Raw genomic sequence first — 21,061 nt, forward strand, 5'->3', positions numbered from 1 at the left:
CCGAACTTTTCGGCAAGGCACATCGCGAAGATCAGCACCGGCGCCGTGATCAGGATGACGCCGAGCGGCGACACCTTTCTTGCGGCGGCTTTCGTGACGGCGCCGGCCGGCTGCGGATGCAGTGCCGGCGAGGCGTCCGCCTGCACGCCCTCGACATGGGTCTCGTCATGATGCGGCAGATCGCCGGTCCAGTAGTAGAACCAGGAGACCTGGAGGAAGCGGAAGCACATCAGGCCGGAGCCGAGCGGGATCGCGAGATACACGAACCACATCGGCGCTTCCAGATCGTTGGACTGCTGCCCGGTGTGGAACATCTCGCGCACGAAGGAGGTGCCGAAGGCGGCGATCATGCCGGTGAACAGCGCCCCGCACAGCAGCGCGAACAGGATGACGTGCTTGCGCGAATGCTCGGGCAGGCGGTTGACGAGCAGGTCGACGCCGACATGGATGCCGGTGCGCACGCCATAGGCCGCGCCGAACTTCGCCATCCAGATGAACATGTAGATGCAGAGCTCCTGCGCCCAGGACAGGTCGAGCTCGGACAGGAAGGTGAACACCGCCATCGACAGCGACGCCAGCCAGGTCATCCCGTGCGCGGCCGCCCACCTGGAGAGCGCAATCGATTCGCCCGCGCCGTAGCGGTGCACGACAGCGATGAAGATCAGGCCGGTTGCAGCCGCAATCAGCGTCGCGATCAGCCATTCCTCAAGATGGTTGAGCGCCGAATTGAGCACGCGAAGCAAATCAAAGTCCCCCTATCGATACGAAACGGCCGGAAGTGCCTGCACTCCCGACCGTTGGTATTTTCCTCTCCGGAAAACGCGTCAGTTCATCTTGACGTCGAGTTCCTTGGCAACGAGATCGAGCACTTCCTGCCCAACGCGGCCCTTTGCCCATTTGTAGGTCGGCTGCATCGCCTCCTGCCACGCCTTGCGGTCGGCATCGGTCAGGTAATGCAGCGTGGTCTTGCCGGTCTTCTTGATCTCGGCCAGCGCGTCCTCGTTCTCCTGGTGCGCGATCTGGTTGGTGTAGTCGGTCGCCTCAACCATCGCCTTCTCGAGCTGGGCGCGGATGTCGGGCGGCAGGCCGGACCAGAACTTCGAGTTGACGATGACGGCATATTGCAGGTGCGCGTGATAGGACACGGTGATGTCCTTCTGCACCTCGTAGAACTTTTGCGTCAGATAGTTGGACGCGGTGTTCTCGCAGCCGTCGACGACGCCGGTCTGCAGTGCCTGGTAGACTTCGGAGAACGCCATGATCTGCGGGATCGAGCCCATCAGACGGAAATACTGGTCGGCGATCTTCGATCCGGAGATGCGGAACTTCAGCCCCTTGAAATCCTCCGGCTTCGTCAGCGCACGGTTCGACGACACCATGTGGAAGCCGTTGTCCCAGTAAGCGAGCCCGGTGATGCCTTTCGCTTCGAGTTTCTGGAACAGCCACTTGCCGACCGTGCCCTTCATCGCATTGGAATAGGTCGCATCGTCCTTGAACAGCCAGGGCAGATCGAGCGCCTCGAATTCCTTGATGCCGAGCGGCGCGAACTTCGCGGTCGATGGCGCGAGCATCTGCACCGAGCCGAGCTGGAGCGCCTCGATCTCCTCCTTGTCCTTGTAGAGCGAGGAGTTCGGATAGACCTCGATCTTGACCTTGCCGTCGGTGTACTTCTCGGCGAGCTCCTTGAACTTCAGCGCGCCCTTGCCCTTCGGCGTGTCATTGGCGACGACGTGGCTGAACTTGATGACGATGGGACTCTGGGCCTTGGCAATCGCGGGCGCCATGAGAACAGCCGCGGCGGCGACCGCAAGGAGCAGCTTGCGCATGAAGAACCTCCCAACAACCTCTAAAACCGGATCTTTTTTGTTATGCAGTCCGGTTTGGCACGTCAGTAGTGGCAGCAAACCGCCACCCGAACAACTAGACCTAAGCCCAATTTGCCGCAGCCAAGCTATCTTGACGACTGCTCGTGACGCAACCCGGCATCCGCTGCCGTCCCCGGCAGCGAGCGCTTATGTCGCATTGCGGCAATGCCGTCAGCCTTTGCGCTGGGCCACCATGAACAGACGCCGGAACGGAAACAGCGTCTGCCCCGCCGCATTCTTCGGATATGCCTTCGCGACACGCATCCCGTAAGCCGCCTCGAAGGCGGCCTTCTCCTCGCCCTCGAGGACGTCGAGATAGCGCGTCAGCCACGTGCCCTTGGTCCATTCCTTCACGGGGTTCTCGCCTTCCAGCACTTGCAGATATTCGGTCTCCCAGATGTCGATATTGGCCGACATCGGAGCGAGAAGATCGTGATAGAAGGCCGGCCCTTCGACCGGCGGCGGGGTGACGAGATGCTCGACCTTTGAGCGCCAGGGACCATCGAGCGCCGTCTCGCCGATCAGCACATGCGAGGGCGCGAGAAAATTGCGCGGCATCTGCACTGCAAGCATGCCGCCGGGCACGACCTTCTCCATCACCGACGGGAAGAGTGCCGCATGATTGGGCAGCCAGTGCAGTGCGGCATTGGAATAGACCACGTCATAGTGCTTCGCTGGCCGCCAATGACCGAGGTCCTCATGCGACCATTCCACGTCCGGCGCGGCCTTGCGGCCGGCGGCGACCATCTCCGCCGAGCCCTCGACGCCGGTCACCGCCGCTTCCGGCCAGCGCACCTTGATCAGTTTGGTGACGTTGCCGGCGCCGGCGCCGAGATCGGCGATCGTGCGCGGGGCAAAATCGGGAATCCGCATCAAGAGGTCGACAGCGGGCCGGAGCCGGTGGCCGGAGAATTTCAGATATTGCTGCGGATCCCAGACCATCGCTTCAGCCTTCTTCTTTTTCGTGTTTCCTTCACCGTCGCTTCTGGTTACCACTGCTCGTCCCGCTCAGGCAATTCGCAAGGCCCGCGGGACGGGCAGGAAACGACCAGCAACAAGCAAGAATCAAACAAGAGGGCGTGCGACCATGGATCTCGGGCTCACATCGAAAACCGCTGTCGTCACCGGCGCGAGCATCGGCATCGGCCGCGCCATCGCCAAGGGCCTGGCTGCCGAAGGCGTGCGCGTCGTCGGCGTGGCGCGGCGCCCCGACCTGCTCAACGAGCTGGTGAAGGAAGTCGGCGGCGGGTTGATCACGCCGTTCGAGCAGGACGTGATGGCCAAGGACGCGGCCGAGAGGATCGCCGCCTTCGCCCTGAAGGAGCTCGGCCATGTCGACATCCTCGTCAACAATGCCGGCGGCAGCCGTCCCCTGCCCGTCGATGCGCCCGACAGCAAATGGGACGAGGCGATCGCGCTGAACTTCACCAGCTACCGCCGCATCGCGCACGCGCTCTTGCCGCAGATGATCGCACGCAAATGGGGCCGCATCGTCAACATCACCGGCAAGTCCGAGCCGGAAGGCCTCAACGCCGCCTTCGCCGCGAAGGCCGCCGTCCACGCCTGGGCCAAGGGCCTGTCGCGCGAGATCGGTGAGCACGGCATCACCATCAACTGCATCCCGCCCGGCCGCATCATGAGCGAGCAGATCCGCCGCAACTACCCGCCGGACTATCGCGAGCGCTTTGCCGAGGAAGAGATCCCGGTCGGCTATTGGGGCGAGCCGGAAGACCTCGCCGCACTCGCGGTGTTTCTGGCCTCGCCGGTGGCGCGCTACATCACGGGCACGGTGATCCCGGTGGATGGCGGGTTGCGGAGGTATCAGTTCTAGGCGCACAGGTTCTTGATCCGCGTCCGAAACGTTGCTGCGTCGCCGAAGAGTGGAAGCATCGACAACGTTGATGTGCGTCAACGGTCGGTCATTTCCAAAGGCGGTCCATGATGAACCTTAGCCGTCACGGTCCGCATGGCGACCGGCCTTTGGAGTGAGCGCGGTGAGCGGTTGGACGCGTTGGGTGCCCGGGATCGATACGCTTCGCCACTACGAAGCTGATTGGCTTCGACATGATGTATTCGCGGGTCTCGTGCTCGCGACCATGCTGGTCCCGGTCGGAATTGCTTATGCCGTGGCGTCGGGCCTGCCGGGCATCCACGGCCTCTACGCGACCATCGTCCCTCTTCTGGCCTACGCAATGTTCGGTCCGAGCCGCATCATCGTGCTCGGACCAGACTCGGCGCTGGCGGCTGTCATCCTCGGCGTAATTGGCCCGTTGTCCGGCGGTGATCCGGTCCGTGCCGCAATGCTCGCCGCGATGATGGCGCTCGTTTCAGGAAGCGTGCTCATTGTGGCGGGCATCGCGCAGTTGGGGTTCGTGACCGAGCTTCTCTCCAAGCCGATACGGTACGGCTATATGAACGGGATCGCATTGACCGTTTTGATCAGCCAACTGCCAAAGCTGCTCGGCTTCTCGATCGAAAGCAAAGGACCGCTGAGAGACCTGTGGGCGATCGCCGGTGGGATCGCCGACGGCAAGCTAAATTGGGGCGCATTCGCAGTCGGACTTGGCACGTTGATGGTCATCCTGCTGCTCAAGGACAGCAAACGGCTGCCGGGAATCCTGATTGCCGTCGTCGGAGCGACCCTTGTCGTCGCACTATTTGATCTCGGAACCGGTTATGGCGTGAAGGTTCTGGGGCCGCTTCCTCAAGGTCTGCCGGCCTTCTCCATTCCCTGGATCGGCTATGGCGATCTGATTTCGGTCGTGGCCGGCGGCTGCGCCATCGCTCTGGTCTCGTTCGCCGATACCAGCGTGTTGTCGCGAACCTATGCTGCTCGATTGGGCGACAAGGTCGATCCGAACCAGGAGATGGTGGGTCTCGGCGCTGCCAACCTGGCAACCGGATTTTTTCAGGGCTTCCCGATCAGCAGCAGCTCCTCGCGCACGCCCGTTGCCGAGGCCGCCGGCGCGCGCACCCAGCTCACATGCGTCGTCGGCGCGCTCGCTATCGCTTTCCTTCTGCTGGTTGCGCCGAATCTGTTGCAGCACCTGCCGAATGCCGCGTTGGCGGCGGTGGTGATCGCAGCTGCGATCGGCCTGATCGAGATCAACGATCTCAAACGAATCTACCGGATCCAGCGTTGGGAGTTCTGGTTGACGGTGCTGTGCTTCGTGGGCGTGGCCGTGCTCGGCGCTATCCCGGGAATCGGCCTTGCCATCGCGGTGGCCATTGCGGAGTTTCTGTGGGACGGCTGGCGTCCGCACTCCGCCGTTCTGGGGCGAGCACACGGCGTCAAGGGCTATCACGACATCACGAGATATCCCGATGCCCGCCTGATCCCCGGACTGGTGCTGTTCCGCTGGGATGCGCCGCTGTTCTTCGCCAATGCCGAGTTCTTCAAGGAGCGAATTCTGGCCGCGGTCGAGACATCGCCAACACCTGTGCGCTGGCTGGTCGTCGCCGCCGAACCGGTCACGAGCGTAGACGTCACCGCCTGCGATACCGTTGCCGAACTGGACGAAGCGCTGCACGCCAGGGGCATTGAGCTTTGCTTTGCCGAGCTCAAGGATCCGGTGAAGGACAAGCTGAAGCGTTTTGGCTTGTACGCTCAGGTCGGCGAGGCTCACTTCTTTCCGACCATCGGCTCAGCCGTCTCGAGCTACCTGGAGATCAACAACGTCGAATGGGAGGACTGGGAGGATCAGGTCGAAGGTTAGCCCGCAGGATGGGTCGCTTGTTTCTACAAGCGGAGTGAGCGAGCTCAATACCGGTGTTCATTCGGGCAGCCCGGCTCGGCGCAATCCGTCCTCATATCGGGAAACATTCACCGCCTTCCGATACGGCCCTAACGTGTCCTTCAAATTGGAAAGGACCAGCGCTGGATCTAGCTCTCGCACCCTCGCCAATAGATGCCGGGCCTGATCCATATGTCCAGCCATCGCGTTGCTTGCGATGGCGATGCGCAGCGCGGGCCGGAAGTCCGGATTGTCCTGCAACGCCATCGCAGCCCAGCCCGCCGCTTCTTCATAACGGCCGGCGAAGAAATTTGCGTGCGCGATCGCGCTTCGCATTCCGCCGATCCGTGGATCCAGAGGATCCAGGCGCATGGCGCGCACGAAGCGTTCGATCGCAGCTTCGGGCTCTCCGAGCCAACATTTCACCCATCCGCCGAAGCGCCACGCTTCCGCCAGATTGGAGTTCAGCGTGAGAGCCCGCTCGGTTAAGTCGGCGGCTGTGTCGAGATCGTGAACGACAAACGCCAGCGCCCACCCGCTCGCGGCAAGCGCAACCGCGTCGTCTCTGCCCAGTTCGATCGCTCGGCGAGCGAGCCGCACGACCTCGGCCCTCTCGCTTGGTGTGACCGCGATCCGACCATCGGCCTTGAGACGGGCAAAGCAGGATGCGGCACGCCCGTAGGCACATGCGAATTCCGGGTCGAGCTCGATTGCCCGATAGAAAAGGCCTAACGCCTCTTCGTTCGCCGGCAGACTGGCAAATTGGTACAGCTTGGCGGTGCCGCGCAGATAGGCGGTGTAGGCATCCAGTCGCTCCGTCGGTCTACGCCTGGCATACTCGATCTCCGCCTTTTCCACCGCCGGCGCGATCGCGGCGACAACGCTCTCGGTCACTCGATCCTGAAGATCGAATATGTCGTCGAGCGTGCCATCGAAGCGATCCGCCCAAAGATGCGCCCGGGTTGCACTGTCGAGAAGCTGTGCCGTGATCCGTATCCGGTCTGCTGCTCTGCGCACGCTTCCTTCCAGGACATAACGCACCCCGAGATCGTGCCCGACCTGCTTCACGTCGACCGCGCGTCCTCCAAAAGTGAAGCTGGAGTTCCGGGCAATGACGACCAGCGCCTTGAAGCGCGATAGCGCGGTGATGATGTCATCGACCATTCCGTCAGCAAGATATTCCTGCTCGGGATCAGGGCTCATATTGACGAAGGGGAGAACGGCGATTGAAGGCTTGTCCGGCAGCCAGAGAGCCGGCTGAGGCGGCTCGATCCGGCGACCGACGATGATGGGATCTGCATCTCCTCGGACGCGTCCGACGAAGCGATAGCCCTTGCGTGGCAACGTCTTGATGAAGCGCTGTTCCTCGCCGGAATCGCCGATCGCGTTTCGAGCCGCGTTCAGCCGGGTCGTCAGCGCGGCGTCGGATACGACACGGCCGCTCCAGACTGCCTTGATGATCTCTTCCTTGCTGAGGACGCGTTCCCTGTTCCTGATCAGGTAGCCGAGCAGATCGAATACCCGCGGCGGTACGGCAACCATGTCCGCCCCGCGGCGCAGTTCACGCCGTTCAGCGTCAAACACGAACTCATCGAAGAAATAGCGCAAGCTGCCACGACCTGGGTTACGTGCGACGGTGCCGGCACCGAAAGATAATCCATCAGTAAGCAAATAGTAAGCCAGAGGTTAAGCGCCTCCGGACATGGCCCGGTATGGTCTTCGTGAAAGTTGAACACAGGTCGCTACGGGAGGATCCCATGAGCGTCTCCGGTCGCTCCTCCGTTGTCATCGGCATCCTTCTCGGCGTCGTCTTGTCCTGGAGTTCTGCCGTCCTCGCCGGCGACTGGCCGCATCGGACGGTCCGGTTGATTCTGCCCGTGCCGGCCGGGAGTGCATCAGATTTCAGCGCCCGGCTCCTTGCGGAGCGACTTTCCCAACGCTGGGGACAGGCCGTCATCGTGGACAATCGCCCGGGAGCCGATGGGGTGATCGGAGTTTCAGCCTTTCTCGGCGCCGAAGATGATCACACCCTGCTTTATGCAATCTCGGCCATATTTACCGTGCACCCGATCACGCGCGAGAAATTGCCCTATGATCCAGTTCGTGAGTTGGTCCCGATATGTCCGACCTCGGACGTTGTCCTTGCGATAGCAGCCAGCGAAAAAAGCTCGATCCGCTCGCTCGACGATCTGGTTCAAACCGCTCGCGCGCGACCGGGCAAGCTGAACTGGGGCGGCTCGCCTGGCCTGCCGCCCTTCGTTGTCGGAGGGTTCTTCAAGACCTCGAAGCTCGATCTCGCAGTCGTCCCCTATCGCGAGATTGCGCCTGCTCTCCAGGATCTTGGCGAGGGCCGCATAGATTTGTTCGTTCACGCGCTGGGTGTGCTCATGCCGCAGGTGCAGTCGGGCAAGGCGCGGCTGCTTGCAGTGGCGAGCGACGTTCGCATGCCGCTCGTCCCTGACGTGCCGACAGTCGCCGAAGCTGGATATCCCCAACTTCGAATGGAAGGTGTGGTGGGCTTTTACGGCAAACGCGGAATGCCGGATGCGCTGCGCGACCGGATTGCATCCGATGTCCGCGACGTTGCAAGCGATCCCGACATTCGCGATAGACTGGCCGCCGTCGGACAGGTCGCCCGTTCCGGCAGCCCGTCCGAGTTCGCCGCTTTGCTGGAGCAGTACCATCGGCGCCTTGCTGATCTCGCGAAGACAATCGATTTCAAGGCGACACAGTGACCGGGAGCCGTCAGATGACATCCGACCCTCGGCTCGATCTTCTGGGCCTGATCAATGGTTTTCAGATCACGCAGGCAATTCGTGTCGCAGCAACCTTGAGAGTAGCCGACCATCTGAATGACGGCGCTCGTTCCGCCCGCGAACTCGCGGCACTGACGAGGAGCCATCCTGATTCGCTCTACCGGCTGTTGCGGGCGCTCGCTGCAGTCGGCGTTTTCCGGGAAGGGGAAGACCGAACGTTCATACTCACTCCCATGGGGGAATGTTTGCGTACGGATTCCGGGACGCCGCTCGGGGCGTGGGCGGAAGTCGTCGGAAGCCCCTATTTTTGGCAGGCTTGGGGCCACCTGCTGCACAGCGTGCGAACCGGCGAGAACGCGTTTCAAGACCTGAATGGCACGGACGTCTGGCGCTTCCGCGCCGAGCACCCTGAACACGGCGCCTTGTTCAATCGGGCGATGACGCAATTTTCAAGCGCCAGCGCAGAAGCAGTGATCCGCGCCTACGATTTCTCTCCGTTTCGCCACGTCGTGGACGTGGGCGGCGGACACGGCTTGATGTTGGCCGCGATCCTGCACGCCCACCCCCTCGTTCGCGGCACGCTATTCGACCAGCCCGAGGTCGTGGGCCAGGCAAGGACCGTATTGGCGGAACACAGCGTCGCCGACCGGTGCAACATCGTGGGTGGAAGTTTCTTCGAAGCGATCCCTGAAGGCGCCGATGCTTATCTGATGCGAGCGGTCATTCACGATTGGAAAGACGATGAAGCCATCGCCATCCTGAAAGTGTGCCGGCGCGCGGCCGGCGAATCTGCAAGATTGCTTCTCATCGAACGGCTCATCGGCCCTCCGAATGAAATGCCGGGCGCCAAGTTCAGCGACCTGAATATGCTTGTCTCGCCGGGAGGACGAGAGCGAACGCGCGAGGAATTTTCAGATCTTCTTGGCAAGTCTGGCTTCGAGTTGACGCGCATCTTTCCGGCGAGCACCCACAATGTGATTGAAGCTCGACCGCGCTAGACCTCGCGGATCGGCAGGGACTTCGCTGCATCCCGCACATAGGACGCGATATCGCCTCCGGAAGCCATCCTCGCCGCATCAATTGCACACTTTGCGCATTCGTCCATCGACCCCGGATGCGTTGCCGATGCCGGCGGAGGTGGGCCCACCACTTCGGCGTCGGACCAACGGACGCCATCGGCCGCGCAGCACGAGACCGCCCGAAGGCGGTCTCGCACGCGGGAGAGAAGGCGCTCCGTCAAAGATCAACCTGGATGGCGACGTTGGAGCGCACCCAATCCGATTGCCCAGCCTTCAGCCGCTTGGCTTGAAATTCAACGAAAGCCGGATCGGCGCCTAGCGACGCCAAGGTACGACCATAGGCTTCCACGCTATCGAAACGAGCGACGAAGGCATAGTTCCCGACCTCGCCGCCGATCACCGACCAATAGCTGACATCGGCCCCGTGTTTCTTCCAGAGTGTCGCACCGTCTTTTGCCAGCTGTAGGACGGTCGCAAGATCGCTACCGGGTCTTGGATGCGAAACGAACTGCATAATGACTGCAGGCATTTTCCTCTCCAATAAAAAATAAGAATGATGGCGCCAGATGACCCGGCTGGTCATTTGGCCCGAAGAGAATTCCAAGCAGTGCACGCTCAAGCTTGATCTGGATCAATTCAATTTTCCGAGCCGGACGGCAGTCTGTCGCCCTTGCGCTGAGTTGCGGCATTGCATGGAGTTCGCCCATGATGGAGCAGCGCAACCGGGTTGTTCAGGTCAGCCGCTTCGGCGATCCCGAGGCACTGGAGATTGTCGACGCCCGCCTGCCGACCGCTGGCCGGGGCCAGGTGCGCGTTCGCGTCCTCGCGTCGAGCCTCAACTACACCGAGGTGCTGATCAGGCGCCATCTCTACCCGCAAACGATGCGCCTCCGGCCGCCGTTCGTGATGGGCTACGACGTGGTGGGGGCAATCGATCAGCTCGGCGAAGGCGTGCACGACTTTCAGATTGACGAGCGCGTGGCCGACATGACGGTGGTCGGGTCGAACGCCGAATATCGTACGCTTCGGGCGAAGGATCTCGCCCGCGTGCCGGTGGGCGTGGACGCCGCTGAAGCGGCCGCGCTGATCTTGAGCTGGACGACCGCGTACCAGCTTCTGCACCGCGCGGCCAAGGTCCAGCGAGGTCAGCGTGTGCTCGTGCACGGAGCCGCCGGCGCGGTCGGCCAGGCGCTGCTTGTGCTCGGAAGACTGGCCGGCCTCGAGCTGTGGGGCACTGTACGCGGCGAGCACATGGCGCTCGTCCGAGAGCTGGGGGCAACGCCGATCGACTACCAGCACGAGGACTTCACGCAGGTTCTGCCGGGCGGATTCGACGTCATCGTCGACGGCGTCGGCGAAGACGGCTATCGCCGCTCATACGCGGCGCTCAAGCCAGGTGGCCTGCTCTGTGCCATCGGCTTCTCCGCGAGCGTGCAGGCGCAGCGTCGAATGCTCCCCATCGTGATGGAGATCGCGCGCCTGTATTTGTGGAGATTGTTGCCCGGCGGCAAGCGAGCCCGGTTTTACTCGGTCAATGCCATGCGGGCGCGTCATCCCGCCTGGTTCAAGGAAGACCTGGAGCATCTGTTCGGGCTTCTGGCAACCGGCGCCATCCGGCCGCGCATCGCCGGGCGGATCTCCTTCGAGGAGGTCGCCGATGCTCACCGCCGCCTCGAAGCTGGCGGCCTCGAGGGCAAGCTCGTGCTGTGCCCTGATCTCTCCTCGCGACACAGCCAGCGCGCCGCCTGACGCGGCCCGGACCGGTGCCGCACCGTAACGCGCGATCGGGTGTCGCGCTTACACGCAGGCCTGCGCACCTCCCTTCAGCTTCACCGGGATCGTCAGGTAGCGTACCCCGTTGGCTTCGGCGGGCGGGAATTTGCCGGCGCGGATGTTGACCTGGATGGAGGGCAGCAGCAGCCTCGGCGCCGACAGCTTGGTGTCGCGTGCCTGGCGCAAGGTCACAAATTCGTCTTCCGAAACGCCGTCCTTGACGTGGACGTTGTTCTCGCGCTGCTCGCGGACCGTGGTCTCCCAAGCGAAACTGTCACGGCCTGGTGCCTTGTAGTCGTGACACATGAACAGCCGCGTCTGCTGCGGCAGAGCCAGCAGCCGCCTGATCGAGCGATAGAGTTTATGAGCGTCGCCGCCGGGGAAGTCGGCGCGCGCCGTGCCGTAGTCCGGCATGAACAGAGTGTCCCCAACGAATACGGCATCTTCGATCCTATAGGAGACGTCCGCCGGCGTATGCCCCGGGGTGTAGAGAACTTCGACATTGAGTTCCCCGAGATTGAAGCGCTCGCCGTCCCGGAACAGGTGATCGAAGTCGCTGCCGTCGGTCTTCAGATCGGTCGCGTTGAAGATCGGGCGGAAGATGCGCTGCACGTCCTTGATGTGCTCGCCGATGCCGATCTTTGCGCCGGTCTTCGCCTTGATGAAGGGTGCGCCGGAGAGATGGTCGGCATGCGCATGGGTCTCCAGCACCCATTCGACAGTGTTGCCTGCCTCCTCGGCGGCTGCGAGCATCGCCTCGACGGAACGCGTGTCCACTTCGCCCGAATTGTGGTCGTAGTCGAATACCGGGTCGATGATCGCGGCCTTTTTCGTCGCCGGATCGGCAACCAGGTAGCTCACCGTATTGGTTGGTTCGTCGAAGAACGCTCGAATGATCGGTTGTGACATTTCGGGGCCTCCTGATGTCGTCGGTTGGTTTGGTCTTGACGGATATATTAGCTATTACTAAATAAGCAATACCTAAAGTAATGGAGCAGGGCCGATGGCCTCGTTGTCGTTCGATCCGGAAACTTTCGAGAAGCAGGCCGTCGAGGTTGCCTCCATCCTGCGGGCGCTCGCCAATGAGCGCCGGTTGATGATCCTGTGCAGGCTCGTTGAATGCGGCGAGGACAACGTGAGCTCCCTCGCCGAAGTCGCGGGGCTATCGCAATCGGCCCTGTCGCAACATCTCGCCAAAATGCGCGAGGAGGGTCTCGTCACTTTTCGCAGGGAAAGCCAGACGCTTTGGTACCGTATCGCCGATCCGCGCATCGAGCAGCTCTTCGCCGCGCTGCACAAGCTGTTTTGCGCACCTGCCAAAACCAAGCGCAGATAATCCGGAGAAGGAATTGAGAATGTCGCTACCTCTTATCAATCCGACTGACGCCCGCCGTCTTCTCGACAATGGTGCTGTCCTCATCGACATCCGCGAGGCCGACGAGCACGCGCGCGAGAAGATTATCGGTGCGAGAAACCTGCCATTGTCGAGGCTCGACGAAGCCGATCTCGCCACGCATCCGGGCACGCCGGTCATCTTTTATTGCAAGAGCGGCGCTCGCACTCAGGCCAACGGATCGCGGCTCGCGGCGAAGCTTGATGGAACCTGCGATGCCTTCATCGTCGGGGGTGGGATCGACGCCTGGCGAAAGGCAGGTCTGCCGGTCGCGACCGACCGGCGTCAGCCGCTCGAGCTTCAACGTCAGGTGCAGATCGGTGCCGGAAGTCTCGCGTTCTTCGGAACGCTGCTCGGCCTTCTCGTCTCACCCTGGTTCTTCGCCGTGCCCGCTTTTGTCGGCGCCGGACTGATGACCGCCGGAGTCACGGGCTTCTGCGGCATGGCCCGCATCCTGATGCGGGCGCCCTGGAACCGCGGCCACTACGGTGCGCCGGCGCAAGCCGCGTAGCACTTGAATCGAGGAGTTTTCCCATGCTGTCGCTGACCCAAGGCGCGCTCGGTATCGCCTCCGGCTCGTTGGTCGGCTTTTCGCTGGGACTGGTCGGAGGCGGCGGCTCCATTCTGGCCGTCCCGCTGCTGATCTATCTGGTCGGGGTGCCGGATCCGCATGTCGCGATCGGGACTAGCGCCATCGCCGTCGCGGCGAACGCTGTCGTTAACCTGGCGAACCATATTCGCGCCGGTAACGTAAAGTGGCGCTGCGCCTCGGTGTTCGCGCTCGCAGGCGTGGCTGGTGCCTTTCTCGGTTCTACTCTCGGCAAGATCGTCGATGGTCAGAAGCTGCTCGCCTTGTTCGCCATCGTCATGTTGGTGGTCGGCATTCTGATGCTGAAGGGTCGCTCCGGCGAGGGCGAGCCATCGGTCAGGCTCAACCGGGAAAATCTTCCGAAGCTTCTGGCTTTGGGGCTCGTCACGGGAGCCTTGTCCGGCTTCTTCGGCATCGGTGGCGGCTTCCTGATTGTGCCCGCTCTGATCGCCGCCACCGGGATGCCGATCTTGTACGCGGTGGGTTCATCGCTCCTGGCGGTCACCGCCTTCGGGCTGACCACTGCGGCGAATTACGCCCTGTCCGGCTTTGTGGATTGGTCTCTCGCCACGTTGTTCGTCGTCGGCGGCGTCCTCGGCGGGCTTCTCGGCGCCAGCTCCGCGACCTCGCTTGCTCGCCGCAAGGGCGCCTTGAACACCGTGTTTGCTGCGCTCATTTTCGCGGTGGCGGTCTACATGCTGGTCCGCAATCTGGGCCTGATGTGACGAGACTCATCGCTCTACTGTCTGTTCTTCAGGGCCGTAGGACGGGTAGACCAGCGAAACCATCGACGGCATTCGAACGCAAATCGTGATGGGTTTCGCAAGTGCTCTACCCATCCTGCGGGCCGGGGCTCCCTGCTTAATGCGATCGGTCCGCGAGACCGATGTCTGCTTTGGGGCTCTTGACGGTATGCCAATCGGGTCTTCAGACGAAACCACCTGTTTCTCAAGCACCTCAGGTGGCGTAGAATGGAGTTGCCGTTGAAGCGGGATGTGCCGAAGTCGCCGTTCGGGACGAACGAGCAGAACTAATGCTGTCGGCAGGTATGCATCCTTAGGAGACCGCCCCTTTTTCGGTCTCGCATGACCATTCACAGTCCACGAATGCGCGAGCCGCTTTTGCGGCAGCGCGTTGCAGTAACTTCAGGAGAAAGCGATGAGCAAGATCAATCGAAGGTCTGCATTGGAAATCGGGTTGGCAGCGGCTGCCGCAGCCGTGATGAAGCCCGCCTCCGCTCAAACCGCGGGCTACAAGGATACGACGCCGTGGCCAGGAGTGGTGGTGCGCGAATACGAGGGCGAGACACCATCCCTCATCCCCGGTTTCAAGACTGTCTCGATGCGCGACGTCATCATGCAGCCGGGGTCGAAGACCATGGGTCCCCCGATGATGAATGCCATGGTTTGCCACATCACCGAAGGGGAGCTTCGGCTCGATCAGGAGGGAAAGGTCTTTACGGGCAAGAAGAACTTTGTCTGGACCTGCAACAAGGACACGAAAGAGCAGGCGTACAATGACGGAAACGTGGTCGCAATCATGAGGATCACGGACCTGAAAGCTTAAGGCTCGTTTCTTCGAGACCGATTTGCAGCATGCAGGGTGGGCAGAGCGCAGCGAAACCCATCGACAATGTCCGCTGTAAGACCTGATGGGTTTCGCAAGGGCTCTACCCCTCCTACGGGCTGACGCAAGTCCACCAAGGCCCCCGCGGCGCTCAATTACTGTCTGCCCTGCCGCGAGCGTCCGAATGCATAGCGCGGATTGATCCCGCAGGATGCCTGGGTGCCGGAGGCAGCTGCCCTGCACTGCTGGAGAGTCGAGAACTGGCAGTTGCCGGGATGGCCCCAGCGACGGCCTTGTAGACAGTAGCGATCTGCGACGGCGGGCGAGAGCGACCCGACCGTGACCAAGATCAAAATGGCGGAAACCGCAGCAAACAGAATACGGCGCATCGGAGTCCTCCTGTATTACTCGTTGGGCGAGTGCTCGCCCGTGCTCCACTTGGGTTGGAAGGCACCAAGACCAAGGTCGACTATAACTTCAGCGTTCCGAATGATCATCCGTTCATACCCTTAGAGTTCGCGGTGAATTTCCCGAGATCCCTGCAAGCCGCTTCCCGTCTACACGCGACACCCGACGCCTGGACGAGCGCCGAGAGGCAGCCTCGGGCCACAAGCCGGCTGCTTGCTCCCACAATCCAAGGACCGTTCACTTTTGCACTCCTTGGTCGATTGCGATTGCATGCTGTCCATGCGCGGATGCCGGGGACGAACAGAATGGAATGGGCTACGAACTGGTTGCATGGCCACCACCAACCAGAATGCTGACGCTGAAACCGCGATGCAGTATTTAATCTGGGCTCTCGAAGCACTCGAAAAGGCCGGCAACCAAGAAGCTGTCCACCACGCCCGCATCGCACTTGAGGTATTGCGCAAGAGCAGTGCCTCGATCAGATCGGAAGAAGCCAGTTAAACGGCAGAGAGGGAACGTCTGCTCCGGGATCACAAGCCGACAGTTGGCTGCCAGTTCTGCAAAACCAGCTAAGGGCCAGCAGGCGATCTCACCTGAACGGACGCTTCTGACCCAAACCACTCGTTTGCCTGCGCATGTCGTCAGCTCGGACGTTCTTGACGCGAATCTCGGTGCTCTTTCCACGCAGAAGCCGCCGCCTAGGCAGCAGCAGACGTTTGTTCATCCTTGGGGCAGAGACGCTTTTCCTAAATCATCGAGTACGCGCTGCCGATCAGCATCGGACCGGTAGGGGAACAGGTAGCGAATCTTGGCCAAGCTGATATTCGAATTCCAGTTTTGCAATCCTGCCACTGCCAGTCTGGCTTCTTCAAGTTGACCGAGCGAGGCATGACTCGCTGCGCTGTATACTAGATCCTTAAACGCTGGCTGATTGATTTTCGACAGCTCATCGACAGCTTCGCGGCTTTTGCCTGCCGCGTAGTATGCTTCTGCCAAAGAGGTGTGGAACCAGGTGGGATAGTTGGGATCGAGCTCGATCGCTTTGCGGATTGAGGCCAACGCCTCCATCGACCGTCCCGCAAAGGTCAACGTCTGTGATAGATCGGCGTGGACAATGGCATCGATCGGCGCCATCGCAAGCGTGGTCTCCCGCTCGTCAAGCGCGCGGCTGTAATCCTGTTTGCAATAGATGTAGGCCAGAGCCATCAGCCAATGACCGTGCATCTGCCCGAGCCGTGGGATGTCCTTCCCAGCCATTCCCTCACTTCCGAGGGCGAAGGCGCGTTCAAGATCGCGTCGTGGGTCGTCGCTAAAGCCTCTGCGGACGACGTTAAGATATGTCCAAGCGAGCTTGATCTTGATGATGGCCGAATCAGGGAAGCGCTTCAGCCCCTCAATGGCGACCTGCCGCGCTTGCTCCAGGTCCTCCTTTGGGCCCCGCATGATTAGCCCATGGATCCGCAGGAAATAATCATACTCCTGGAGCTTCGTGGGATCCTTGCTCCAAGCGTTCCGGTAATCCGCCGCACGGATTTGGCCGTGCATACCGCCCACTGAACTGACAATCTTATGGGTAACCGCATCCTGTAAGGCGGCCACGTCATTGCCCTCCTCATCGTAACGCTCCGCCCAGACGTGGTGCCCTGAGGCTGCCTCGATTAGCTGCGCCGTGATCCGCACCCGATCGCTATCCTTCCGAACGCTACCCTCGAGAATGTAGCGCGCGCTCAGCTCCCGGCCGACCTGCCGAATGTCAGGAGACTTTCCTTTATACGCGAAGGCAGAGGTGCGCGAAATCACACGGAGCTCCGGGTTTTGCGAGAGCCACGTAGTCAAGTCTTCAGTGATACCATCGACGAAATACTCAAGCGCTGGATCGCTGCTCATGTTTGAAAAAGGCAGCACAGCGATCGATGGCTGCTCGGAAAGCAAGCCTCCAACAGAAGGCATCGGTAGCACAGCGGTGGTTTCACTGGTGGAGGTTCGCTGCAGCCAATACGTAACGCCGGTCACTGCCATCAGCGCAAGTAGCATCGCCGCAACGAGCCAACCGCGGCGCCTCAGCAGCAATGGCGCACGCGAAGTGCTGCTTGGGCGGACGCGGTACACCCGCACGGCCTCTGAGATGTTCTTAACTCGCTGCTCGCCAAGAAAGTCGTATCGGAGAGGGAGTTTGTTCCTGACTTGATCGAAAACTGCGCCGGAGATGTAGACGGTGCCCGGCTCAGCAAGAGCCTCCAACCGAGCAGCGATGTTCACTCCATCGCCGTAAATGTCCCCTTGATCGAAAATGATATCGCCGACATTGACGCCCGCTCGAAACTCGATCCGCTTCTCCCTCGGCACATCCGCATTGCGTTCAATCATGCCGAGCTGGACCTCGGTAGCGCAGCGCAACGCCTCGACAACACTGGGGAATTCGATCAAAATGCCGTCACCGGTCGTTTTGACAATCCGGCCTTTATGCTCAGTAATTTTTGGATTGATCAGTTCCCGCCGATGCGCCTTGAGGCTTCCAAGGGTGCCCTCTTCGTCTGCGCCCATGAGGCGAGAGTAGGCGACTACGTCGGCGGCCAGGATCGCGGCGAGTCTCCGCTTGGCGTGTTTTAGAGTTGTAGATTTATCCACGCTGGACATGCGAGCCTCCCTTCTGGAAGAGCACACGGGTCCGCAGAACTCTCCGCTTGACGAGAGGAGGCGCACGTGCCGCCCTTGAACGCGGCTTTGCGCCGGCTGTTCCGGGCTTCCGTACATGCCGCCTACGCCGCCACCGCTTCGAATTGGGACTGCGGACGCGGAGCGGTCGGCTCAAATCGATCTCCATCCTCCGACCTTCACAACCTCTTTTCAAGCGCCTTCCCATATCGCCCGCCGTCGCGCTGCGGCGCAGCCACCATCGTTGCGAAGTCTCTGGACAGAGGGTCCTGCGATCGTACAAACCATTCAAATACTGGCGGCACAGCGGAGAATTAGTGTCAGCGATCCTGACGAACCGGACAGCTCCTACGGCAGCAGCAGGTCCAATCCTCAGGTCTTTGAGGAAGTGGGGTGCATCACAGCAAAAACCGAGCTGACCATGTCGCAGCGCGTAGGATGGGTAGAGCGCAGCGAAACCCATCGACCATGTCCGCCATAGAGCCTGATGGGTTTCGCAAGTGCTCTACCCATCCTACGTGCTTGTTTCCTTGTTGAGCAGAACACAGCCGTATTCGCTTCGTATCATTGCCGGGCTTGGCTGGGATGAACTCAGGCCCCCCGCTCCGGTGCGCCCCGGAGACGACCTCGATCTCGAAGTGGCAATTTTGGAGAAGCGTGAGTCAAAGTCCCATTCCGACAGGGGCGTTGTCCGTAACCAGCTACATCTCCGCAATTAAAAGCGCGAAACGGTTCTTCAATGCGTCAACACGGTTCTCGTGGCGCGACGCCCGCCTGCGAATTCCTGAGACGCCTATTGATCTTCGTTAAAAAGTAAACTGTCTTGACGGGGTTCAGGACGCTATTTGGCGCGCGAAATTTTCGATGCGAACTCACACGATTTGACTTGGCTCAATGCGACCGCACCGAATCGTAGATCGTATGCACACGAAAGCGGACAGCCGCACTGGGTTGTTACAGCCTAGGCGCCCGCGAATTCCCGCGCTGGGGCTCGCTACTCAGTGCGCCTTCGATCGCTCGCGTGCGGCTCGGGCCGGGAAGCTCCGATGTCGGTCGATGCAGATAACCTTCAGTCAACTGTGCGCTACGCTTTGTTGACGACGCGAGCTACCACTGTTTGTCCATTTCATCCGGATGTGATCATCCGCGTCGGCGACGATGGCGCCGAGACCCATGCATATTATCGCGCCCGAAACATCATTAAAAGCGATGGCACGTGCTGGGACCATGACGATCTGATGGACGAGATTGCACGCCAACTTGTGCATGCGGCCGATGGCGAGTGTCCCCGGTGTACACGGACCTCGTAATTGCCGCCGAAGGCAGTCTCGCATTGCGTTCCGTCATAACTGGGATGGAAAAGTCGTCCTGTAGCCTGTCAACCTAGCCGCCGACCAATGTCCCTTCCGGGTCGACAGCGTCGGTTTGAGCTTCGGCGATTGACTTCCGGTCTGCCGCGCACTTCGGACACATCCGGCTCGGCGCAATGAATTGCGAAGCGACATCGAAGCCTTTACGTTACGTCTAACTCCGCTGCCACGCCCCGGATGCTTGATCCAGATCAAGGCCGCCACGGCAGTGCCACAGCGGAATGGGCTCGATGGCCGCGCAGAACGCGCCGCCCCAGCCAAGGAGATGATCGATCATGACCTCCTCGAATTCCCTGCGTAGCCTCGTTCTCGCAGCTGCGAGCGCCGTGCTGCTCGGCACCGGCGCCCAGGCCGGGCCGATCCCGACGCATCTTTCGACCATGAAATCGATGGTCGATCAGGCCACGACCGAAGTGCGCTGGGTCGGCGGCTGGCGTGGCGGCTACGGCTATCGCGGCGTCGGCTGGGGTTATCGCGGCGGTTACGGCTATCGCGGAGGCTGGGGCTATCGCGGCTACGGTTATCGCGGCCTCGGTTACGGCGTCGCTGGCGCGGTTGTCGGCGGCGCGATCGCGCGAAGCGCCTATTATGGGAGCTATGGCGGCTATTATGGCGGTTATCCCGCCTACGGCTATCCGGCCGCGTCCTATTACGGCTATGGCGGCGATTACGGCTACGGCTACGGCGACGATTATTGCGCGCCCTCCGGCAGCTACTGGGCCTACTAGCGGGAACGCCTTCGCCTCTTCGGAGGATGGTTCGTCGCCGTTCGCCGATGAGCCAATTCACGCGCCGACGGGCAGCAGCACTTCATCCCTGGCCCGCCGGCGGGACGACATACAGCGTCAGCGCAAACACCGCGTAGATGAAGATCATCAGCGCGCCGACGAACCATGCCGATCGTCCGCTGGTGGTGATGAAGGTCGCCGTGACCGTCGCAATCATCACCATGGTGACGGCGCCGGGCCAGAACTGCAGGTCCATCGGCTTCGGCCCCACGACATAGCTGAGCAGCACCAGCGCGGGCGCAACGAACAGCGCGATCTGGGATGCGCTGCCGAGCGCGATGCTGACGACCATGTCGAGCCGGTTCTTGCGCGCCGCGGCGAACGCCACCGCAAATTCAGCGGCAGCACCGACCAGCGAGACGATGATGAAGCCGACAAAGGCCGGACTCATCCCGAAGGTTTCCGCCGCCTTCTGCACCGATTCCACGAAGATTTCGCTGACCAGCGCGACCAGCACCGTGACCACCAGCAGCGTGACGACGGCAATGCCGATCGGCCAGTGCGCCTCCTTCTCGTCGCCGTGATCGGAGCTTGCGAACAATTCCTTGTGCGTGCCCAGCGAGAACCACAGACCGAGCGCATAGGCGATGATGAGCAGGACCGAAATGCCGAGGCTGAGCTTGTTCAGGATGCCCCCGCCCTGCGGCAGGTGCTCGAGATCGGCGACCGCCGAAGGTGCAAGCAGGGCGACGGTTGCCATCAAGAGCAGGCCGGACGAGAGCCGCGCGCCGGCGCGGTTATACTCCTGCACGTGGTAGCGCAGGCCGCCAAGCACCAGGCAGGCCCCCAGCATGAACACTGCGTTGGTGACGATCGCACCCGCGATCGAGGCCTTCACCAGCGTGTACTGCCCTGCACGCAGCGCCGTGATGGCGATGATCAGCTCCGTCAGATTGCCGAGGGTTGCATTGAGCAATCCGCCCACGGCATCGCCGGTCTTGGCGGCGACCGCTTCGGTGGCGTGGCTGAGCAGCGCCGCCAGCGGCACGATGGCGAGCACCGACAGCACGAACAGCAGCGTGTGGGACTGCGGGGCCACCGCCTCGGCGACCAGTACGATCGGCACGAAGGCCAGCATCCAGAGCAAAGGGGTATCCCGGATTTCCCTGAGCAGAGTCTGCATGTCGGCCGCCCTTTCCATGGAT

The 21,061-nt window shown here is 61.6% G+C and carries 20 protein-coding genes and 1 pseudogene; 11 read left to right on the forward strand and 10 right to left on the reverse strand.

Annotation, left to right across the window (positions count from 1 at the left end; genetic code table 11):
• Positions 1-221 precede the first annotated feature (221 nt).
• The 3 genes and pseudogenes from JQ635_RS39260 to JQ635_RS31205 form a co-directional block, all read right to left on the reverse strand.
• Positions 222-587, reverse strand: a pseudogene (locus tag JQ635_RS39260) (TRAP transporter small permease); the annotation flags it as partial.
• A gap of 237 nt (positions 588-824) precedes the next feature.
• Positions 825-1,826 (reverse strand): DctP family TRAP transporter solute-binding subunit, encoded by a 1,002-nt coding sequence (locus JQ635_RS31200; RefSeq protein WP_211413620.1) that lies wholly within the window; start codon positions 1,824-1,826, stop codon positions 825-827.
• A 210-nt stretch (positions 1,827-2,036) separates the two neighbouring features.
• A complete protein-coding gene (locus JQ635_RS31205; RefSeq protein ID WP_211413673.1) occupies positions 2,037-2,807 on the reverse strand; it encodes a methyltransferase domain-containing protein in 771 nt (256 codons plus the stop codon).
• A 145-nt stretch (positions 2,808-2,952) separates the two neighbouring features.
• Between JQ635_RS31205 and JQ635_RS31210 the strand changes: the two genes are divergently transcribed.
• Both JQ635_RS31210 and JQ635_RS31215 read left to right on the forward strand, forming a co-directional pair.
• Positions 2,953-3,696 carry an SDR family NAD(P)-dependent oxidoreductase gene (locus JQ635_RS31210; RefSeq protein WP_211413621.1) on the forward strand — a complete coding sequence of 248 codons (744 nt, stop codon included), beginning with the start codon at positions 2,953-2,955 and terminating at the stop codon, positions 3,694-3,696.
• A 163-nt stretch (positions 3,697-3,859) separates the two neighbouring features.
• Positions 3,860-5,581 carry a SulP family inorganic anion transporter gene (locus tag JQ635_RS31215; RefSeq protein WP_211413622.1) on the forward strand — a complete coding sequence of 574 codons (1,722 nt, stop codon included), beginning with the start codon at positions 3,860-3,862 and terminating at the stop codon, positions 5,579-5,581.
• Between the two features lie 57 nt (positions 5,582-5,638).
• Here JQ635_RS31215 and JQ635_RS31220 read toward each other — a convergent pair whose 3' ends face one another.
• Positions 5,639-7,207: a winged helix-turn-helix domain-containing protein gene (locus JQ635_RS31220; RefSeq protein ID WP_211413623.1), complete on the reverse strand. Its 1,569-nt coding sequence runs from the start codon at positions 7,205-7,207 to the stop codon at positions 5,639-5,641.
• Positions 7,208-7,356: 149 nt separating this feature from the next.
• On the opposite strand from JQ635_RS31220, the gene JQ635_RS31225 reads away from it, so the two are divergent.
• Positions 7,357-8,334: a Bug family tripartite tricarboxylate transporter substrate binding protein gene (locus JQ635_RS31225; RefSeq protein ID WP_211413624.1), complete on the forward strand. Its 978-nt coding sequence runs from the start codon at positions 7,357-7,359 to the stop codon at positions 8,332-8,334.
• A 14-nt stretch (positions 8,335-8,348) separates the two neighbouring features.
• On the forward strand, positions 8,349-9,353 hold the full coding sequence (locus JQ635_RS31230) for a methyltransferase (protein WP_211413625.1): 1,005 nt from the start codon (positions 8,349-8,351) through the stop codon (positions 9,351-9,353).
• Positions 9,354-9,591: 238 nt separating this feature from the next.
• Here the strand turns inward: JQ635_RS31230 and JQ635_RS31235 are convergent, their stop codons facing one another.
• On the reverse strand, positions 9,592-9,903 hold the full coding sequence (locus JQ635_RS31235; protein ID WP_232954685.1) for a hypothetical protein: 312 nt from the start codon (positions 9,901-9,903) through the stop codon (positions 9,592-9,594).
• 176 nt (positions 9,904-10,079) lie between these two features.
• On the opposite strand from JQ635_RS31235, the gene JQ635_RS31240 reads away from it, so the two are divergent.
• Complete coding sequence (locus JQ635_RS31240; RefSeq protein WP_211413627.1) at positions 10,080-11,123, forward strand: medium chain dehydrogenase/reductase family protein; 1,044 nt, start codon at positions 10,080-10,082, stop codon at positions 11,121-11,123.
• A 48-nt stretch (positions 11,124-11,171) separates the two neighbouring features.
• On the opposite strand, the gene JQ635_RS31245 is transcribed toward JQ635_RS31240, so the two are convergent.
• A complete protein-coding gene (locus JQ635_RS31245) occupies positions 11,172-12,056 on the reverse strand; it encodes an MBL fold metallo-hydrolase (protein ID WP_211413628.1) in 885 nt (294 codons plus the stop codon).
• Between the two features lie 94 nt (positions 12,057-12,150).
• On the opposite strand from JQ635_RS31245, the gene JQ635_RS31250 reads away from it, so the two are divergent.
• From JQ635_RS31250 to JQ635_RS31265, 4 genes are all read left to right on the forward strand, one after another.
• Positions 12,151-12,483 (forward strand): ArsR/SmtB family transcription factor, encoded by a 333-nt coding sequence (locus JQ635_RS31250; protein ID WP_211413629.1) that lies wholly within the window; start codon positions 12,151-12,153, stop codon positions 12,481-12,483.
• Positions 12,484-12,502: 19 nt separating this feature from the next.
• On the forward strand, positions 12,503-13,051 hold the full coding sequence (locus JQ635_RS31255; RefSeq protein WP_211413630.1) for a rhodanese family protein: 549 nt from the start codon (positions 12,503-12,505) through the stop codon (positions 13,049-13,051).
• Positions 13,052-13,074: 23 nt separating this feature from the next.
• Entirely contained in the window at positions 13,075-13,854 is a 780-nt protein-coding gene (locus JQ635_RS31260) for a sulfite exporter TauE/SafE family protein (protein WP_211413631.1), read from the forward strand.
• 433 nt (positions 13,855-14,287) lie between these two features.
• The gene (locus JQ635_RS31265; protein ID WP_211413632.1) at positions 14,288-14,695 is read left to right on the forward strand and encodes a hypothetical protein; all 408 of its coding nucleotides are present in this window, start codon (positions 14,288-14,290) and stop codon (positions 14,693-14,695) included.
• 155 nt (positions 14,696-14,850) lie between these two features.
• Here the strand turns inward: JQ635_RS31265 and JQ635_RS31270 are convergent, their stop codons facing one another.
• Positions 14,851-15,084, reverse strand: a complete 234-nt coding sequence (locus JQ635_RS31270; RefSeq protein ID WP_211413633.1) for a DUF3551 domain-containing protein — start codon at positions 15,082-15,084, stop codon at positions 14,851-14,853.
• Positions 15,085-15,433: 349 nt separating this feature from the next.
• Here JQ635_RS31270 and JQ635_RS31275 point away from each other — a divergent pair, with 349 nt between their 5' ends.
• A complete protein-coding gene (locus tag JQ635_RS31275) occupies positions 15,434-15,604 on the forward strand; it encodes a hypothetical protein (RefSeq protein WP_211413634.1) in 171 nt (56 codons plus the stop codon).
• A gap of 219 nt (positions 15,605-15,823) precedes the next feature.
• On the opposite strand, the gene JQ635_RS31280 is transcribed toward JQ635_RS31275, so the two are convergent.
• A complete protein-coding gene (locus JQ635_RS31280; RefSeq protein ID WP_211413635.1) occupies positions 15,824-17,740 on the reverse strand; it encodes an adenylate/guanylate cyclase domain-containing protein in 1,917 nt (638 codons plus the stop codon).
• Positions 17,741-19,282: 1,542 nt separating this feature from the next.
• Positions 19,283-19,405 carry a hypothetical protein gene (locus tag JQ635_RS39265; RefSeq protein WP_283826910.1) on the reverse strand — a complete coding sequence of 41 codons (123 nt, stop codon included), beginning with the start codon at positions 19,403-19,405 and terminating at the stop codon, positions 19,283-19,285.
• Here JQ635_RS39265 and JQ635_RS31285 point away from each other — a divergent pair.
• On the forward strand, positions 19,404-19,856 hold the full coding sequence (locus JQ635_RS31285; RefSeq protein WP_211413636.1) for a hypothetical protein: 453 nt from the start codon (positions 19,404-19,406) through the stop codon (positions 19,854-19,856). The genes JQ635_RS39265 and JQ635_RS31285 overlap by 2 nt on opposite strands.
• Before the next feature lie 82 nt (positions 19,857-19,938).
• Here JQ635_RS31285 and cax read toward each other — a convergent pair whose 3' ends face one another.
• Positions 19,939-21,039 (reverse strand): calcium/proton exchanger, encoded by a 1,101-nt coding sequence (gene cax, locus JQ635_RS31290; protein ID WP_211413637.1) that lies wholly within the window; start codon positions 21,037-21,039, stop codon positions 19,939-19,941.
• Between the last annotated feature and the right edge of the window lie 22 nt (positions 21,040-21,061).

It is taken from the genome of Bradyrhizobium iriomotense (genome assembly GCF_018130765.1).
GTDB lineage: Bacteria > Pseudomonadota > Alphaproteobacteria > Rhizobiales > Xanthobacteraceae > Bradyrhizobium > Bradyrhizobium iriomotense_A.

What these genes read in the sequence shown, in the direction of transcription:
- JQ635_RS31200 (WP_211413620.1), bottom strand. Translation starts at nt 1,826, where the DNA reads ATGCGCAAGCTGCTCCTTGCGGTCGCCGCCGCGGCTGTTCTCATGGCG.
- JQ635_RS31205 (WP_211413673.1), bottom strand. Translation starts at nt 2,807, where the DNA reads ATGGTCTGGGATCCGCAGCAATATCTGAAATTCTCCGGCCACCGGCTC.
- JQ635_RS31210 (WP_211413621.1), top strand. Translation starts at nt 2,953, where the DNA reads ATGGATCTCGGGCTCACATCGAAAACCGCTGTCGTCACCGGCGCGAGC.
- JQ635_RS31225 (WP_211413624.1), top strand. Translation starts at nt 7,357, where the DNA reads ATGAGCGTCTCCGGTCGCTCCTCCGTTGTCATCGGCATCCTTCTCGGC.
- JQ635_RS31230 (WP_211413625.1), top strand. Translation starts at nt 8,349, where the DNA reads ATGACATCCGACCCTCGGCTCGATCTTCTGGGCCTGATCAATGGTTTT.
- JQ635_RS31235 (WP_232954685.1), bottom strand. Translation starts at nt 9,903, where the DNA reads ATGCCTGCAGTCATTATGCAGTTCGTTTCGCATCCAAGACCCGGTAGC.
- JQ635_RS31240 (WP_211413627.1), top strand. Translation starts at nt 10,080, where the DNA reads ATGATGGAGCAGCGCAACCGGGTTGTTCAGGTCAGCCGCTTCGGCGAT.
- JQ635_RS31245 (WP_211413628.1), bottom strand. Translation starts at nt 12,056, where the DNA reads ATGTCACAACCGATCATTCGAGCGTTCTTCGACGAACCAACCAATACG.
- JQ635_RS31250 (WP_211413629.1), top strand. Translation starts at nt 12,151, where the DNA reads ATGGCCTCGTTGTCGTTCGATCCGGAAACTTTCGAGAAGCAGGCCGTC.
- JQ635_RS31255 (WP_211413630.1), top strand. Translation starts at nt 12,503, where the DNA reads ATGTCGCTACCTCTTATCAATCCGACTGACGCCCGCCGTCTTCTCGAC.
- JQ635_RS31260 (WP_211413631.1), top strand. Translation starts at nt 13,075, where the DNA reads ATGCTGTCGCTGACCCAAGGCGCGCTCGGTATCGCCTCCGGCTCGTTG.
- JQ635_RS31265 (WP_211413632.1), top strand. Translation starts at nt 14,288, where the DNA reads ATGAGCAAGATCAATCGAAGGTCTGCATTGGAAATCGGGTTGGCAGCG.
- JQ635_RS31270 (WP_211413633.1), bottom strand. Translation starts at nt 15,084, where the DNA reads ATGCGCCGTATTCTGTTTGCTGCGGTTTCCGCCATTTTGATCTTGGTC.
- JQ635_RS31275 (WP_211413634.1), top strand. Translation starts at nt 15,434, where the DNA reads ATGGCCACCACCAACCAGAATGCTGACGCTGAAACCGCGATGCAGTAT.
- JQ635_RS31280 (WP_211413635.1), bottom strand. Translation starts at nt 17,740, where the DNA reads ATGTCCAGCGTGGATAAATCTACAACTCTAAAACACGCCAAGCGGAGA.
- JQ635_RS31285 (WP_211413636.1), top strand. Translation starts at nt 19,404, where the DNA reads ATGACCTCCTCGAATTCCCTGCGTAGCCTCGTTCTCGCAGCTGCGAGC.
- JQ635_RS39265 (WP_283826910.1), bottom strand. Translation starts at nt 19,405, where the DNA reads ATGATCGATCATCTCCTTGGCTGGGGCGGCGCGTTCTGCGCGGCCATC.
- cax (WP_211413637.1), bottom strand. Translation starts at nt 21,039, where the DNA reads ATGCAGACTCTGCTCAGGGAAATCCGGGATACCCCTTTGCTCTGGATG.